The sequence below is a fragment of the Hymenobacter miniatus genome (assembly GCF_016427455.1).
GTDB lineage: Bacteria > Bacteroidota > Bacteroidia > Cytophagales > Hymenobacteraceae > Hymenobacter > Hymenobacter armeniacus.
The window spans coordinates 213,588-230,315 of record NZ_JAELXR010000004.1 but is presented as its reverse complement, the minus strand read 5'-3'; the positions used below and the strand labels follow the sequence as shown (position 1 = coordinate 230,315).

15 protein-coding genes are annotated in these 16,728 nt (G+C 63.4%); 11 read left to right on the top strand and 4 right to left on the bottom strand.

The genetic code is table 11. The annotated features are described in order from the left end of the window. Positions 1-389 precede the first annotated feature (389 nt). The 9 genes from JAO73_RS08290 (at position 390) to JAO73_RS08250 (ending at position 9,345) form a co-directional block, all read left to right on the top strand. Positions 390-812 (top strand): hypothetical protein, encoded by a 423-nt coding sequence (locus tag JAO73_RS08290; RefSeq protein WP_198976608.1) that lies wholly within the window; start codon positions 390-392, stop codon positions 810-812. 80 nt (positions 813-892) lie between these two features. Beyond that, a complete protein-coding gene (locus JAO73_RS08285) occupies positions 893-1,063 on the top strand; it encodes a hypothetical protein (protein ID WP_198976607.1) in 171 nt (56 codons plus the stop codon). Between the two features lie 370 nt (positions 1,064-1,433). Next, positions 1,434-1,805: a hypothetical protein gene (locus JAO73_RS08280; protein ID WP_198976606.1), complete on the top strand. Its 372-nt coding sequence runs from the start codon at positions 1,434-1,436 to the stop codon at positions 1,803-1,805. A 134-nt stretch (positions 1,806-1,939) separates the two neighbouring features. After that, positions 1,940-4,924 (top strand): protein translocase subunit SecDF, encoded by a 2,985-nt coding sequence (secDF, locus tag JAO73_RS08275; RefSeq protein ID WP_198976605.1) that lies wholly within the window; start codon positions 1,940-1,942, stop codon positions 4,922-4,924. Positions 4,925-5,055: 131 nt separating this feature from the next. Next, on the top strand, positions 5,056-5,670 hold the full coding sequence (locus JAO73_RS08270) for an RNA polymerase sigma factor (RefSeq protein WP_198976604.1): 615 nt from the start codon (positions 5,056-5,058) through the stop codon (positions 5,668-5,670). 838 nt (positions 5,671-6,508) lie between these two features. Beyond that, on the top strand, positions 6,509-7,288 hold the full coding sequence (locus JAO73_RS08265; protein WP_198976603.1) for a hypothetical protein: 780 nt from the start codon (positions 6,509-6,511) through the stop codon (positions 7,286-7,288). Positions 7,289-7,378: 90 nt separating this feature from the next. Then, positions 7,379-7,780: a c-type cytochrome gene (locus tag JAO73_RS08260; RefSeq protein ID WP_198976602.1), complete on the top strand. Its 402-nt coding sequence runs from the start codon at positions 7,379-7,381 to the stop codon at positions 7,778-7,780. 21 nt (positions 7,781-7,801) lie between these two features. Beyond that, positions 7,802-8,395, top strand: a complete 594-nt coding sequence (locus tag JAO73_RS08255) for a YceI family protein (protein ID WP_198976601.1) — start codon at positions 7,802-7,804, stop codon at positions 8,393-8,395. Between the two features lie 26 nt (positions 8,396-8,421). Next, entirely contained in the window at positions 8,422-9,345 is a 924-nt protein-coding gene (locus JAO73_RS08250) for a DUF5777 family beta-barrel protein (protein WP_233168902.1), read from the top strand. Positions 9,346-9,421: 76 nt separating this feature from the next. On the opposite strand, the gene JAO73_RS08245 is transcribed toward JAO73_RS08250, so the two are convergent. The 4 genes from JAO73_RS08245 to JAO73_RS08230 form a co-directional block, all read right to left on the bottom strand. Continuing rightward, the gene (locus tag JAO73_RS08245; protein ID WP_233168900.1) at positions 9,422-9,976 is read right to left on the bottom strand and encodes a NifU family protein; all 555 of its coding nucleotides are present in this window, start codon (positions 9,974-9,976) and stop codon (positions 9,422-9,424) included. A gap of 176 nt (positions 9,977-10,152) precedes the next feature. Continuing rightward, entirely contained in the window at positions 10,153-11,778 is a 1,626-nt protein-coding gene (locus JAO73_RS08240; RefSeq protein ID WP_198976599.1) for an alpha/beta hydrolase, read from the bottom strand. A gap of 203 nt (positions 11,779-11,981) precedes the next feature. Next, positions 11,982-13,061, bottom strand: coding sequence for a chorismate synthase (aroC, locus tag JAO73_RS08235; RefSeq protein ID WP_198976598.1), 1,080 nt, complete (start codon positions 13,059-13,061; stop codon positions 11,982-11,984). A 111-nt stretch (positions 13,062-13,172) separates the two neighbouring features. Beyond that, entirely contained in the window at positions 13,173-14,714 is a 1,542-nt protein-coding gene (locus JAO73_RS08230) for a BatD family protein (protein WP_198976597.1), read from the bottom strand. Between the two features lie 275 nt (positions 14,715-14,989). Between JAO73_RS08230 and JAO73_RS08225 the strand changes: the two genes are divergently transcribed. Together JAO73_RS08225 and JAO73_RS08220 are read left to right on the top strand one after the other, a co-directional pair. Continuing rightward, the gene (locus JAO73_RS08225; RefSeq protein WP_198976596.1) at positions 14,990-15,757 is read left to right on the top strand and encodes a ferritin-like domain-containing protein; all 768 of its coding nucleotides are present in this window, start codon (positions 14,990-14,992) and stop codon (positions 15,755-15,757) included. A gap of 33 nt (positions 15,758-15,790) precedes the next feature. After that, on the top strand, positions 15,791-16,639 hold the full coding sequence (locus JAO73_RS08220; protein WP_190925064.1) for a ferritin-like domain-containing protein: 849 nt from the start codon (positions 15,791-15,793) through the stop codon (positions 16,637-16,639). Positions 16,640-16,728: the final 89 nt, after the last annotated feature.

The following is a 16,728-nucleotide window of genomic DNA, read 5'->3' as shown; positions in this document are numbered from 1 at the left end:
CTTTGCGCTGTTGTTACGGCAACGATTTTTCTTGCACCGGGGAGGCCTGACAAGCTTACATAATTCTCGATTAGGCCTTCCGCTGCACTAGCCTGTCGGTATATATTTGACCTACTGGCCGGCCCCTTTCCACTGCGCCCGGCTTGGGGCGCCTTCCACCGCCCCGCCACCCTGAGTTTTCACCCGAACTCGTGGCTCTCTGCGCCTTTAGGCAGAGCACTCGGCGTTCGTGCACCTCGTTGGTTTTGCACGCTGCTTGTCGGCTTCCGACCCGTAACGTTTTTCTTTTCCGGGTTCTTTTCAGCGGCACTTCTGGGGTTGCTGTTGCGCGTCACGATTGCGCTGCCAGCGTCGTTGAATGGCTCTTGCCAACTCTCCAACATCATCTTATGGAACGGGTACTCATTTCTTTATTTTCAGTGATTTTGCTGGCCGGCGGCTGCCAAAAGTCTCCGGCCGGGCCCACCGAATGCACCCAAGTGGCCCGGGCGTCGGCCGCGTTCCCGGCCTACTGGCACTTCCCCCAGGGCTCCTACTGGGTTTACCAGAAGCGCGGGTCCACCCCGGTCGAGGTCGACACCGTCACCGTCATCGGCAGCCGGGTGCGCGTGTTCCAGCCGGGTCAGACCACCTACGGCCTGCCCACCTGCACCGAGCTCTACGACTACACCTGCTGGCACTCCAACCGCCGCTACTTCCCCGGCGTCAGTCCTAATAGCGGCTTCCGCGGACTTGAATACTTTCAAGCGGAGGGGCAGGAAAGCCAATGGGGCGTCGCTCAAAATAGTGAAGCCGCAAACCTATCCCCTTAGGAATTCTCTGGTCCTATCCCCAGCGGTTCATTGGCCAGCCCATCGCCGCCACCGGCCCCATCCTGCTCGACACCCTTTCCGTGAGCGTGCCCGCCGGCCGCTTCCCCCGCTCGGTGCACCTGCGCATCCCCTTCCTGTTCGATTCGGCCCGCTACGACTACCACCTCACCCGCGGCGTGGGCTACACGCGCAAGGCCTACGCCAACCTCGGCACCTGGGAGTTGGTCAAATACCACTTGGCCCCGCGGTAAAAGCTTTGTTTCGTTTGGATTCAGCCCCTGCGTCTGGAGAAGCTTTAGCTGCTAGTGTTTCTATTTTGCCTTGGCTGGCCCCTGTTATAGGGGCCTTTTTTATGTTGCCGGTAGACGGATGTAAGCTCGTTGAGCCGGTGTGCGAGTTTGTCAAACAAGGGTGCGACTTCGGCATACACGCGTGCGAGTCCGTCAAACCGAGCTGCGAGTTCATCCTACGCGCATGTGAGCGGCCCAAACCGGGGTGCGGGTTCGGAATACCGGCCTGCGAGCGGGCCTTACACGCCGGCGAGGGCGTTTTGCGGGGCCGAAAATGGGCCTTGCCTGCATTCCCGCCAAATGGGTATCTTTGCAGACCCCGTCCATACCCATGCTGGCTCTGCTTTCCCGTTTTTGGTTCTCGCTCCGCTTTGCCCTGCTCGCCGCCACGGTGCTGCTGGTGCTGGGCCTGAACCAGCGCGCCGTGAGCGTGCTGCGGCCCGTGGGCAAGGGTGAAACGCGCTGGGCGCAGCCCACCCGCGTGGCGGTGGTGAAACAAAAAGTACTGCTGGAAGCCACCACGGCCCTCGACCACTTTGTGGCGCCGCCGATGGTGGCCTGGCTGCCCAGCGCCGTACCGGCCGTGTGGCTGCCCAGCCTGCGCCAGGCCCTGGCCGTGCCGCGCCTGCGGGCCGGCATCCGGGCGGGCGAGGTGTTTCGGGCGCGGCTGCTGGCCGTGGCCCTGTCGCCGCAGGCCCCTTAAATTCAGTTGGCAGTTAGCAGTGAACAGTTAGCAGTTGGTGGGCGTGGCCCTGAACTGCCGGCTGGTGGCTGCTTGCATGCCCCTTCCCGCTTTCATTGCTCACTGACAACTACTAACTGATTACTGATTTTCACATGCGTAACAAAGGATTAATCATCGCGCTCACCCTCGTCGTCACGGCGTTGTGCGCGTACTTCCTGTTCTTCACCTACGTCTCGCGCGGGGTGCAGAGCAAGGCCGTGGCCTACGCCACGCGCAACGGCAAGCTCGACGAAGCCGCCCGCCAGCACTACCTCGATTCGGTGTGGCGCGCGCCCGTGTTCGGCCCCTTCACCTACCGCGAAGTGCGCCAGAGCGAGCTCGGCCTCGGCCTCGACCTGAAAGGCGGCATGCACGTGACGCTGGAAGTGTCGCCGGTGGAAATTGTGCGCGCCATGAGCGGCAACAGCAAAGACCCCGCCTTCAACCGCGCCCTGGCCAACGCCCAGGAAGCCCAAAAGACCAACTCCAGCACGCCGTTTACGGCGCTGTTTGCCCAGGCCTACCAGCAGCTGGCGCCCAGCAAGCCATTGGCCACCATCTTCGCCAACACCACCAACAAGAGCCGCGGCATCGACATCAACTCCTCGAACGAGAAGGTGATTGGCGCCATCGACAAGGAAGTGGAAGAAGCCATCGACCGCTCGTTCAACATCCTGCGCACCCGCGTGGATAAGTTCGGCGTGAACCAGCCCAGCATTCAGCGCGTGAAAGGCACCGGCCGCCTGCAAATCGAGCTGCCCGGCGTGGACAACCCCGACCGCGTGCGCAAGCTGCTGCAAGGCCAGGCCAAGCTGGAATTCTGGGAAGTGTGGAACCAGAACGAAGTGGGCCCCTACCTCGTGACCCTCGACAAGCAGCTTTCGGCCAAGCAGGCTGCCGCCAAAGCGGCCCCTGCCACGGCTTCGACCACCGACACCACGGCTACCGCCGCGGCGGGCGACTCGACTTCGCTGGCGGCCCAGCTGGCCAAGAAAACCAAGGATGCCACGGCCGACTCGGCCGCCAACTCGGCGCAGGGCGGCGTGCTCGCCAAGCTCTTCACCATGCCCGGCCGCCTGGGCGTGAACCTGCGCGACACGGCCCGCATGAACCAGATTCTGCGCTCGCCCGAAGCCAAAGCCACTCTGCCCCCCACCCTGGCCCTGCTCTGGAGCCTGAAGCCCACCACCATTGAGAAGCAGGAGTACCTGGAGCTGATTCCGGTGCGCAAAACCCGCGACGGCGTGCCCATGCTGAGCGGCGAAGCCGTGAACGATGCCCGCGCCGACATCGGCCAGAACGGCCAGCCGGAAGTGCTGATGAACATGACCCCCGCCGGCTCGCGCAAGTGGGCCAAGATGACGGCCGCCAACATCGGCCGCCAGGTGGCCATGGTGCTCGACGACTACGTGTGCTCGGCGCCGGTGGTGCAGGGCGAAATCACGGGCGGCGGCACCAGCATCACGGGCAGCTTCCAGATTGAAGACACCCAGGACCTGGCCAACCAGCTGAAGGCCGGTAAGCTGCCCGCCCCCACGCGCATCGTGGAAGAAGCCGTGGTAGGCCCCTCGCTCGGCAAGGAAGCCATCAACCAAGGCCTGTACTCGTCGCTGGCCGGCGTGGTGATTATCATGCTATTTATGGCCTTCTACTACGGCCGCGCCGGCATCGTGGCCGACATCGCCCTGCTCTTCAACATCTTCCTGATTCTGGGTGTGCTGGCCCAGTTCGGCACCGCCCTCACGCTGCCCGGCATCGCCGGCCTGATTCTGGTGATGGGCACCTCGGTGGACGCCAACGTCCTGATTTTCGAGCGGATTCGCGAAGAACTCGACCACGGCCTGAGCCTGACGGATGCCATCAACAAAGGCTACTCGCGTGCGTTCTCGGCCATTTTCGACTCGAACGTGACCACCATGCTGATTGCCGTGATTCTCGGCTTCTTCGGCACGGGCCCGGTGCAAAACTTTGCTATCACGCTCGGCATTGGTGTGCTCACCTCGTTCCTGTCGGCTGTGTTCGTGTCGCGCCTCATCATCGAGTGGATGGTGAAGGGCAACGAAAACCACCCGATGACCTTCAGCACGGTGATTTCGCGCAACCTGTTCAAGAACCTGAACTTCGACATCGTGGGCAAGCGCAAGCTGGCCTACACCTTCTCGACGCTGTTCATCGTGGCCGGCTTCGTACTGATGGCCGTGCAGGGCGGCCCCAACCTGGGCGTGGACTTCAAAGGCGGCCGCGCTTACGTGGTCGACTTCAACAAAACCATGGTGGCCTCCGATGTGGCCGACAAAATTCGCCCCGTGTTCGAAGGTGCTGGCTTGGAAGTGAAGCAGTACGGCTCGCCCGACCGCCTGCGCATCACCACCGGTTACCTGGCCGAAGACGAAAGCCCCGTGGCCGACAAGAAAGTGGTGGCCGCCCTCAACAAGGGCCTGCAGGCTTACAGCGCCGACGCGCCGGTGATTAAGTCGACCTCGAAAGTGGGCGCCACGATTGCCGACGACATCAAGCGCACCTCGGTGCTCTCGCTGGGCCTCACGCTGCTGGGCATCTTCGTGTACGTGTTGTTCCGCTTCGAGCGCTGGCAGTACTCCATGGCCGCGGTAGTGGCCCTGTTCCACGACGCCCTGCTCGTGATTGCGGCCTTCCCGATTGCCCGCCTGTTCGGCCTGAACTACGAGATGGACCAGATTTTCGTGGCGGCTCTGCTCACGGTTATCGGCTTCTCAATGAACGACACGGTGGTTATCTACGACCGTATCCGCGAGTACCTGCGCGAGAACCCCAAGCTGACCTTCGCCCAGGTGGTGAACCCGGCTTTGAACTCGACCTTCTCGCGCACCATGATTACGTTCACCACGGTGTTCCTGGTGGTGTTTGTGATGTACGTGTTCGGCGGCGAGACCCTGCGCTCGTTCTCCTTCGCCATGATTATCGGCGTGATTTTCGGCACGTACTCGTCGCTGTTCATCGCCACCCCGATTATCCTCGACACCTACGGCAAGAAAGAGGAGCGTGAGCGCCTGGCCCGCGGCGAAGACGTGACCGGCGTGGACGCTGGCACGCCCAAGCTGAGCCAAGCCAACGTGTAGTGTTCCACGGCTTACCCAGCTGATTAGTTAAAAAAAAGCCCGGCCGCGCGCCGGGCTTTTTTTGTGCCTGGGGCAACCGTTTTGGCTTATCTTCCGAGTCGTTTAGTGAAGCCTCGCCAACCGCCGCTCGCATGCTGCACCTCTCCTCACCTAGCTCTGCTCCTCCTACCCTGCCCGAGCTGCTGGCGGCCTGCCAACGGCAGGAACGCGTGGCTCAGCGCCGGCTGTACGGACAATTCCACGGCTTTGCGATGAGCATTTGCCTGCGCTACGCCCGCGACCGCGACCAAGCCCTGGAAGCGGCCAACGACGGCTTCCTGAAAGTATTCCGCGACTTGTACCGCTTCGACGCGGCCCGCCACCCCGAGGACGTGCTGGGCTCGTTTCGGGGCTGGCTCAAGCGCATCATGATTCACACGGCCATCGACCACTACCGCGCCAACGAGCGCCACCAGCACCAGCAGGAGCTCGACGACGTGACCCTGAACCAGGCCGACGGCGGCGCCACGCCCCTCGACGCGCTGAGCTACGACGAACTGCTGGGCCTGGTGCAGCGCCTGCCCCCGGCCTACCGCGCGGTGTTCAACCTGGCGGTGATTGACGGATTTGGCCACGAGGAAATCGCCGAACAGCTGCGCATTTCGGTGGGCACGTCCAAATCGAATTTGTTTAAAGCCCGAGCCCATTTGCGCACAATGCTGGCCCAAATCACTCCTATTACTTCAGCCCGCTATGTGGTCGGATAACGATATTGATAACGCTTTCCAACGGCTAAACCCACCGGAGCCGGACCCCGCGCCCTTCCCGCTGGATGCCTGGCTGCGCCTGGAAACGCAGCTGGACAAGGCCGAGATTCAGCGGGCGGTGCGGCGGAAAATGTGGAAGTTTTTCGCGGCGGAAGTGCTGGTAGTAGCACTGATGGGGCTAGGCTGGCTGCTGTGGTGGCCCGCCGGCCCGGCGTCGCGCGCCACAACGACGGCTGCCGCGAGCACACCCGCCGCCACTCACGCCGCCACTCACGCCGAGCATACCGGACACCAACCAGCCAACCGAAAGAGTGCTGCTTGGTCCGCTTCAGGGGCAAACGTCCCGGTGGCTTCGCCTGTCACACCGGCCTCAGCAGCCACCACTACGTCCGCTGCGGCAATGCCAACGGAGACCGTACCAACCACCGCCTTATCGCCATCTTCTGGCGCTACGGTGGCCCCGGCTGCGCAACCAGCCGCGCCCAAAAAACCAGCGCCCACGCTGGCAGCCTTGCTGCTCAGCCAGCCGGCTCGCTCCACTGCCGCGCCGCGCGAAGGCCGGTCGGGCGGGGTAGTGCTAGCTGATGCGGTGGCCGCTGCGCCAACCAAACGACCCAATGCAGCTGCACCAGCCGAAGCCCAACCGGCTGCTACAGCTCGCTACAACGCGCCGAAAGCGGCCTGGGCAACGGCGGCAGTTGGGCGGCGGCCTTCGCGGCGGGCCTTGCAGCGAGGTGCGCACGAGCAGCCGGTTGCTGTTGTCCGCGCTGCAGCGCACCGCCTGGGGCATGCCCAGCCATCTTATCAGGCGACTGATAATGGTTCCTCGGCGCTATCCGTGGCGCAAGCTGACGGCGCTGCGCCTACGGCTTCAAGAAACCTTGCTCCCACCGCCTCTGACAACGCCGCGTTGGCGCTCAAGGAAGTGCGGTTGACTCTGCCCACGGGCAATGGCCTGCCGGCCCCGCTGGCTTCGGTGGCCCCAACGCCGACTCCGCCTCGGCCTGATGTGCCCGCTCCGGCCCGGCAGCCCCGCTTTTACGTGGGCCTGGTGGGGGCGCCCGATGTAACGACCGTAAAATTTGCCAGCGTGGAGAGCCCGCTGCCCAACCTGGGCGTGGTGCTGGAATACCGCCTGGGCCGCCGCCTGCGCCTGAGCACCGGCCTGCTGCGCTCAACGAAACAGTACAGCGCCCGGCGCGAAGACTGCGATTTTGGCGAGTACGCGCCTTACGTAAAACACCGCTATTTCGACGACGTGGACGGCACCTGCACCGTGCTCGACGTGCCCTTGAACCTGCGCTACGACCTGCTTTCGCGGCCCGGCTACGCGCTGTACGGCAGCACCGGCCTGTCGTCGTTCTTCATGCAGCGCGAAACCTATTCCTACGCCTACGTGGAGTACAACAAGCCCGGCTACTGGGAGGGCGAGGCCATGAACGCCAACCGGCATTTGTTCAGCATCCTCAACCTGTCGGTGGGCTACGAGCGCACCCTGAGCTCGCGCTGGAGCCTGCACGCCGAGCCTTACGTGAAGGTGCCCCTGGCCGGCGTGGGCGTCTACAAGCTAAAGCTGACCAGCGCGGGCGTGTTTGTGGGCGTGAAATACGGTTTTTAGCTGCCCTCAAATGCCCTGGTTGCGCCGTAGCTTGCGGGTTGGAATTTCACGCCTGGTTCATTCATCATTCACTTTCTGACGATGTTCGGTATGTCCGACAATTACACTGTATCGGCCCGGCTGCGCGCGGCGTTGGCGGGCGTGTCCCTGCTGGCGCTGGGCGCGGCGGCCAGCTGCACCTACTCGCACGGCGACCCGGCCCCGGCCTGCGACGTGGCCCGCGAAAACGTGACGTACGCCAACGTCATTTCGCCCATTTTCGACGCCCACTGCCGCGAATGCCACGGGAGTACCGTGTATTCGGTGAAGGGTGGCGGCAACAATTTTGGCGACTACCAGGCCATCAACAGCTACTTCTCGCCCAGCAAGCTGCTCGGCTGCATTCGGCACGACCCCGGCTTCGACCCCATGCCCCAGGGCCGGCCCAAGCTGTCGGACTGCGACATCCAGCGCATCGAAGCCTGGATAGCGGCCGGCAAGAAAAACAACTAACGCCCCTTCCTTCTCACTGCTATGAAACGCTCCCTTTTCCTGCTGCCGTTGCTGCTGTTGCTCTTGGCCCAACCCCACGCACGGGCGCAAAGCAAGTTCATGACCAAGGCGGGGCGGGTGTCGTTTTTTTCGGCCAGCCCCATCGAAGATATCGAGGCCAAAAACCAGGAGGTGGCCGCCGTGCTCGATTTTGGCGCCGGCCAGCTGGCTTTCTCGCTGCCCGTGAAGGGGTTCGTGTTCAAGCACACGCTCATGCAGGAGCATTTCAACGAGAACTACATGGAGTCGGACAAATTTCCCAAAGCCACCTTCACCGGCCGTTTTGTGGGGATAGACGCGGCGACCCTGGCCACCCCCGGCTCGCACACCGCCCAGGTGGAGGGCGACCTTACGCTGCACGGCGTGACGCACCGCATCAAGGTACCGGCCACCGTGGAGCTAAAAGGCGGCCAGCTGCTGGCGGCGGCCGTGTTTTCGGTGGCTCCGGCCGACTATAACATCGAGATTCCGCTGATTGTGCGCAACAACATCGCCAAAATTGTGAGCGTGCGCGTGGCCCTGGCCTGCGACCCCGTGCCCGCCGCCGTGGGTGCCACCACGCGCCCCACCAACTGATTTTCTGCCGCTTAACATCTTATTCCATGCTCCGCAATTTTTACGCATTTTCACTTAAGGGCTTATTGCTGGCCTGCTTGCTGGCCTGGGCCGGTGCCGCCCGCGCCCAAACCGAAAACGACCTGCTGCGCGACCTCGAAAAGCAAACCACCGACTCGACCAAGCGCGAGGCGGTGGCGGCCACCTTCAAGGGCACGCACATCATCAACTCGCAGTCGGTAGAAACACCCGGCGAAGGCACGTTGGCTTTCCTGATTCAGCACCGCTTCGGCACCATCAACAGCGGCCCGTACGAGTTTTTTGGGCTCGACAACGCCGTGCTGCGCCTCAGCTTCGAGTACGGCGTCACCGACCGGCTGGCGCTGGGCCTGGGCCGCAGCTCGCAGGAGAAAACGTTTGACGGTTTTGTGAAATACAAGGCCTTGCAGCAAAGCACCGGCGCGCACCCCATGCCCGTTTCGGTCACGCTGTTCGCCTCGTCGGCCATCACCACGCTCAAGTTCAACCAAACCGCCAACACCACCGAGCGCAGCACCGCCTCGCGCCTCGACTACACCTACCAAGTGTTGCTGGCGCGCAAGTTCAGCCCCAGCCTGTCGGTGCAGCTTATGCCCACGCTCATTCACCGCAACTACGTGGCGCTGGAAGGCATGCAAAACGACGTGTACTCCATCGGCGCGGGCCTGCGCCAGAAGCTGACCAAGCGCCTGGCCCTCACCGCCGACTACTTCTACCTGCTGCCCGGGTACGTGGCCGACAACTACCGCAACGCCCTGGGCGTGGGCGTCGACATCGAAACCGGCGGCCACGTGTTCCAGCTGCACCTCACCAACTCCAGCGGCATGGTGGAGAAGTTCTTCGTGCCCCAGACCACGGGCAACTTCTTCGATGGCGACATCTTCTTCGGCTTCACCGTGGCCCGCAACTTCACGGTAAAGTCGCGGGATTAGACAACTGACCGCCATGCAAAAGGCCCGCTGGAACACTCCAGCGGGCCTTTTGCTTGTACTTATGTGGTTTCGAGGATTATACCATCACGCCTTCGGCCACTACGCTTTGCACCTCGGGCACCATGCGCTTGAGCAGGTTCTCGATGCCCGATTTCAGCGTGACGGTGGCCGAGGGGCAGCCGGAGCACGAGCCCTGCAGGTTCACGGTCACAATGCCTTCGTGGTAGCTTTTGAAGGTGATGTTGCCACCGTCCTGCTCCACGGCGGGGCGCACGTAGTTGTCGAGCAGGTCGATGACCTTCTGGGCAATCTGGCCTTCCTGCTGGGTGGGGTCGCCGGCTGTGGCGGCCTGGGCGGCCTTTTGCTCGGCGGCGGGGTCGACGGTGAAAATGGGCCCGCCGGCTTCCACGTAGCTCTTCAGGAACTGGCGCAGTTCGGGGATGAGTTGCGTCCAGCCCAGCTCGGGCTGGGTTTTGGTGACGGTGACGAAGTTTTGGGCGATGAACACGCGGCCCACGTAGTCAAAATTGAACAACTCCTGCGCCAGCGGCGAGTTGGCGGCGGCTTCCACGTTGGGGTAGTCCACGCTCACGCCATCGGCCAGCAGGTTGTTGTTGAGGACAAATTTCATGCTCTCCGGGTTGGGAGAAGCTTCGGCATAAATGGAAACAGACATGGCTGGGGGCTTAAAATCAAGGAGAAAGCTTGACGCGTTTGCAACGGCAAAGGTACAACCGCAACGGGGGGTTAGAGGTTGCAAATGTACCTACATTGATTGACTCTCCCCCGGACGGCCCGGCAATGGGGTTACACTTTGTCCAGCGCAAAATATCCGACGATGGTCGCGGCCAGCACCGTCGTCAAGGGCCCAAACCGTTCTGCGGGGGTGGCGCCCGTGACCAGTCCCCATCCCACCCACATCGCCGCCGCCGCCAGCAACAGGACCACCAGCGCCGGGGCCAGCCGGCCGCCCCAATTCACCGCGGGCGAAATTTCACCCACAAACGCCGTCCGGTCGGGCTCGTTCGGGTCGGCGTTGTTGATGTACTGCGAGATGCTGCGGTGGTTTCCCGCTTCCAACGGGGCGCCGTGGCCCCCCGCAAAGTAGGCGTATTCCTGCACCTGCTTGCCGTTGTAGGCGCCCTGAAAGCCGTCGATGCCCCCGGTGCCCACGTCGCGGATGCCCAATACCTTGTTCATCACCCGGCACAAAATCCCCACCGGCCAGTCGGCGCAGGACTTGTCGTTGCGCAACGTTTCCACTTGGCGTTTTTTAAACAGGTCTCCCCAGGGATAATCGACCGGCAACACCGTGCCCGCCAGGTACACGCGCTGAAAGCGCATGTTGGGCAAACGCCGCAGGCTCTCGCCCAATATGTAGGTGCCGTTGCTGTGCCCCACGAAATGAAAGTTGGCGTTGGGGTACTGCGCCAGCGCGTCGCTGTAGCTGTTTTTAAACCAGCGGGTGTTGGCACGCCGCACGCCGGAACGAAGAAATTTGGCCGCCGAAAAGTATCCGTAGTTCCCGATGCGCACGTCCGTGTCCGGTTGCTTCAGCACGTCTCGCAGCTGGGTGGTCCAATCGGGGTTGAGCGCGCGAATGCCCGGCATGACGAACACCACGTTTTGGACGGCGTTGCGCTCCGCTTGCTTAGGAGAGGGTGCGTCCGACGGCAGGTGCTCGAAGGTGTAGTACATCAGCATGCGCTTGTACTCCTCCCGTTCGTTGCCTGCGGGCAGCCAATCCCAGCGGTGCACGTTGTTGTGGGTGGCGCCGCTCAGCCGGCGCTGTTCGCCGGTGGGCAGCTGCTCTACTTCGAGGCTCTCCGATTCATCCACGATGCTGTCGGCGTCGCCGAGCAATTGTAGCACCACGGGCTGCTGGCTGGGGGGCGTGCGGCGGAAATACCGCAGCCAGCCAATTTTCAGGTTGCTAATGAAATCGGCGCCTTGCACCGTGTCGTCGAGCAGCGGCGAAAGCCAGCGGGCCAGCCCCAGAAAAGGCACCACGCCGAAGAGTTTGGCGCCGGGCACCACCACGCCCTGGTTGGGCGCGGCAAACAAGATGATGCGCGTGACTTTGCGGGCCCAAGCGTCGACCTCTTCCCCCTCATACGTGGCGTCTACGGCGGCCAGGTAGGCCTCTCGCACGATGAGCCCGCCCAGGCTGTGGCCCAGCAACAGGATTTCATCAGGCAGCCCCTGCACTTCTGCTTTGTTGCGGATGCGGTCGCGCAGCCGCTGGGCCAGCACCGCCACTCCCTCGCGGCTAAACGGGGTTGCGCCGTGCTCATAAAACAGCCACTCGTCTTGCGCGTGGCCAGGCTGGGCCTGAGCCACCGATTTAAAATCTTCCCACTGCACGGCTTTGCCACGCAGTCCGGGAACGACCACCAGAAGGCGGCGTACGGGGGTAGAGGGATAGGGAGTCACGGCGTTGATAGAAATAGAAAAGTGAGCGGTAACGACAGCCAAACCAAGGGCCACTGGTTGTCCGGCAGCCGCGATGCGCGCTTCCCGCCTTTCTTTCTCTACTCAAGGCAATTGGGCCGGAATGCAAGAGCACGCACGCCGACATAAAAATGAAATTAATTCATCAAATAAGCAAATTTATTTATGTCATAAAGTAACCTCATCTACAGCCGGTTGGCCCGGGCGCGCAGCAGCAAATCGGCCAGCACCAGCTGGGTCATGGCTTCCACGATGGGCACGGCGCGGGGCAGCACGCAGGGGTCGTGCCGGCCGCGGCCCACCAGCGTGATGGCCTCGCCCTGGTCGTTGATGGTTTGCTGATGCTGCAGCAGCGTGGCCACGGGCTTGAAGGCGACGCGGAAGTAGATGTCCTGCCCGTTGGAGATGCCGCCCTGGCTGCCGCCGCTGTGGTTGGTGCGGGTGCGCACGGCGCCGGTTTCGTCGGTATAAAACTCGTCGTTGTGCACCGAGCCAGGCAGCTTGGTGCCCTCGAAACCCGAGCCGAACTCAAAGCCTTTCACGGCGTTGATGCTGAGCAGCGCGTGACCCAACAGGGCGGGCAGCTTGTCGAACACCGGCTCGCCGAGGCCGGCGGGCACGTGCCGGGCCACGCCCGTAATCACGCCGCCCACCGTGTCGTGCGCGGCCTGGGCTTCGCGGATGCGCGCTTCCATGCGGGCCGCGGTTTCGGGATGCGGGCAGCGCACCAGGTTTGTGTCGATACGCCCAAAATCCAGCTCCTGATACGCCACGGGCACTTCCACCTCGCCCACAGCCGAGACGTAGGCAGCAACTTCAACCCCAAAATGCGCCAGCAGCTGCATGGCCACGGCCCCGGCGGCCACGCGGGCCGCCGTTTCGCGGGCCGAGCTGCGGCCGCCGCCGCGGTAGTCGCGGCGGCCGTACTTCACGTCGTAGGTGTAGTCGGCGTGGCTGGCACGGTAGGCGTGGGCAATGTGCGAATAGTCGTCGGAGCGTTGGTCGGCGTTGGGAATGAACAGGCTGATGGGCGTGCCGGTGGTGACGCCCTCGAACAGGCCCGACTGGATGTGCACCGTGTCGGCTTCCTTGCGCGGGGTGGTGAGGGCCGACTGGCCGGGCCGCCGCCGGTCCAGCGCCGCCTGAATGCGGGCCGCGTCCACGGCCACGCCGGCCGGGCAGCCGTCGATGATGACCCCGATGCCCGCGCCGTGCGACTCGCCGAAAGTGGTGATGCGAAAGAGGGAGCCGAAGGTATTGGACATGAGAATGGTTATCAGTTGGTTGTTGTCAGTTGTCAGGGCTCGCGTGGCCCGTTGCCTACCAAACCGACAACAAGCACCAAGCAGCTAACAACCACGAAAAGCCCCGCAAAACTACGCCCGCCGGCCGGCGCGCCACCAGCCAAACGCTGCCACCCCGGCCAGCGCCACCAGCAGCCACTGGGCGTAGCGGCGCACGTCGCGGTACACGTCCACCGACTGCAGGGTGGTGTCGGCGCTGGCCAGGGCGGGGCCGTAGAAGGGGTCGTCTTCGGGCTTGGGCAGCGAGGTGGCCACTTGCGCGGCGCCGCGCACCTGGGGCCGCAGCTCCGGCCGCAGCGTGTCGTAGCGGGCCGTGGCGGGGTTGAACACCACAATGCGCAGCAGGCTATCGAGCGGCAGCACGCCGGGCCGGCGGGCCACCAGGCGGTAGCGAAACAGCTTACGCCCGCCGCCCGGCTCTGGCTCCTCGCGCACTTCCGGGCCGTACACCTCCAGGCCGGGCCGGGCGGGCCACACCGGCGCCAGCACCGCCGACAGGTTGCCCTGCCCCTCTACCCCAAACGAGTACGTGAACGACTCGCCCACCCGAAACCGCGTCCGGCTGATGGCTTCTTTCACCTTGTAAGTACCCACCGGCACGGGGCCGCGCTGGGCCGATTCGGGCAGGGGCCGCACCTGCACAGCCACGGCCGGGGCGTAGTAGGTTTTGTAGCCGGCCAGGCGGTTGTCTTGGCCGGCTTCGGGCTTTTTCAAGATTTTGAACTTGACCATGGTCAGGGCCAGCGACGGGAAGCGCAGGGGCTGGGCCGTGAGGGGGTAGTACACGTTTTCGGCCAGCCGGAAGCGCAGGTAGCGCTGGCCCAGGTGGCGCACGGTGTCGGGCGTCACGCTGGCGTCGGGGCCGGGCTCCTGCCAGGCGGTGGGCTGGTGCAGCTCGTGCAGCAGCGGCGGCAGCTGGTCGTTGAAGTCGTGAAACGCCAGCAGGGCCTGGTCTTCGGGTTTGAGGTAGAAATACAGCCCCACCCGCACGCCCTCGCCCACAAACACGCTGGGCCGCTCGGCCACCACGGCCAGAAAGGCGTGGTCGGGCACGTCCTGGTACAGCGCGGGCTTGGGCTTGCCAAACAGCTTATCGAGGTCGCCCACGGCCTGCAGTGGCGCGGCGGGGTTGGCCGGTTTGGTCAGGGCCGGCGCCGTGGCGGGCGTGGCCGCGGCCGGCGGGGCAGGAGCAGTTGGCGCGGGCCCCACGCGCACCGTGGCGCCGGCACTTTTCAGCACCACGCCATTCACGGTTATTTGAAACGGCTTGATGACGACTTCGCCCTCGCCGTAGGGCACGTAGCGCTGGGTGATGGTGACATCCGTAAAGCGGCGGCCCTGCACCGTGCGCGTGGTGTTGGTGCGCACCTTGGTGGTTTTCTTGAAGCCATCAAGCTCCGGGAAGTCCGAGTACTTGTCGAGGGTGCCGCCGCGCACCCGGAAGCCCAGCGTGAACGTGCCCGTGACCGGCAGCGTGGCCGGGCCGGGCACCAGCACCACGTCGGCGGCGGGGGCCGGGCGTGCGGCCGGGGGCGGGGTGCCGGGCTGGGCTGCCGCCAAACCGACGGCCCCTAGCCACCACAGCCACGCTAGTATCCCAAAAAGTCTCCCCATAGATGTTGGCGCCATTGCAGCCCCTAAAAGTAGGTTTAAACGGTGGAATCGGGATTTCAGCGCAGGCTGTACCTTAAGGGTATAATCATAAATCCGGATTCTTGCAACATATATTTTGGCTCTATTGAATCCTTTTGAGCTTCTCCCACCGTATCTGCCTTCACAATTCCCCCACTGTTCAGGTTTTCATTTTTCGAAACGGGCTGCTGGCCCGCTGCGGCACCGCCTTGCCTTTTCTCAAGCGTCATTCATTTTTCACCAAATCCTTCTCACCCATGTCCGACAATCTCCAGCCCCGCGGCTCCGACGACGCCACGTTCGCTCAGCCGCTGTACACGCCCATCAAGCGGCGGTCCTTCTTCATGTACGCCGGCGCCACGGCCGGGGCCTCGGCCCTGGTGCTGGCCGGGTGCTCGAAAGACTCTGACCCAGTGAAACCTAACCTTCCCACCGGCAACTCCACCACCGCCGATGGCTCCATCAGCTTGGGCTCGGGCGACGTGGGCGTGCTCAACTATGCCTATGCGCTGGAGCAGCTGGAAGCCGATTTCTACAGCAAAGTGGCCGCCCTGTCCAACGGCGCCAGCCTGCTCGGCGCCACGGAATTTGCTTATTTCCAGCAAGTAGCCAAGCACGAAGCCATTCACCGCGACTTCTTCAAGGCCGCCCTTACCCGCGATGCGGCCGGGCAGGTGCTGCGCAACCTCACGCCGAAGTACCCCGCTGGCACGTTCGACTCGAAGACCAACATCCTGGCCACCGCCAAAGCGTTTGAAGACCTCGGCGTGGCCGCCTACAACGGCGCCGGCAAGCTCATCAAAACGCCGGCTTACCTGGTCATTGCCGGCCAGATTGTGTCGGTGGAAGCCCGCCACGCCGCCTACATCCGCGACTTGATTACGCCCGGCTCGTTTGCCGCCGACGACCAAGTGGCCGCCGCCTCCGGCCTCGACATGGCCATGACGCCCAAAGAGGTGCTCAATACCGCCCAGAACTTCATCACGGAGAAGCTGAGCGGCGACAGCATCGGCGTCAACGCGTAGCTCATTCCCTTCCAATCGTAATCAATCCTCGCCATGAATTTTTTCAATATAATCAATCAGCTGGCCGAAGTGGACCCCGACGTAATGGGCCGCCTCGACACCCGTCGCTCGGTATTCAACTCGCTCACGTCGATGAGCAAGCGCGCCGCAATGGCCGCCGGCCCGGCCTTGCTGGCCTCGTTCTTCACCAAGGCTTACGCAGGCACCACCGCCGGCGACCCCAAAGAGGTGTTCAACTACGCCCTGACGCTGGAGTACCTGGAGGCTGACTTTTACAATAAGATGATTGCCTCGCCGTACTTCTCCACGGCGTCGGCTGCTGCCCAAGCCGCCATCCGTCAGATTTCCAAGCACGAAACCGCCCACGTGAACCTGCTGAAGGCCGTGGTAACCGGCATCGGCGGGACGCCCACGCCGGCCGTCACGTTCAAATCAGCCACGTTTGCTTCGCTCACGTCGTTTGCGGCGCAGCTGCAGGTGGCACAATTGCTGGAAGACACCGGCGTGCGGGCCTACAAAGGCCGCGCCGGCGACTTGCTGGGCCTGGCCGACGTCACCATCACCGGCATCGGCACCATCAATCCCCTGCAGTCTGCGCTGCAAATTCACTCGGTGGAAGCGCGCCACGCGGCCCACATCCGCTACATGCGCAACCAGACGCCTTGGATTACGGGCACCGGCGACCTCGACTCGCAGCCCCACTACACCGGCGCCATTCCCGAAAGCAACACCACGCAATCGAACGTGAACCTCATTGCCGCCAACTCCATCACCCCGAACACCACGTATTCGGCGGCCGATGCCGCGGCCTCGTTCGACGAAATCCTGACGCCCGCTGAGGTGACGGACAACTCGCGCGCTGGCGGCCTGATTGGCGCTTAAGTTGCCGGGCCACAGCCCTGAACATGTTTTGCTGATAAAGCCGGTTTCGCTGTTGCGGAACCGGCTTTGTTTTTTGGGCCTTTGCAACC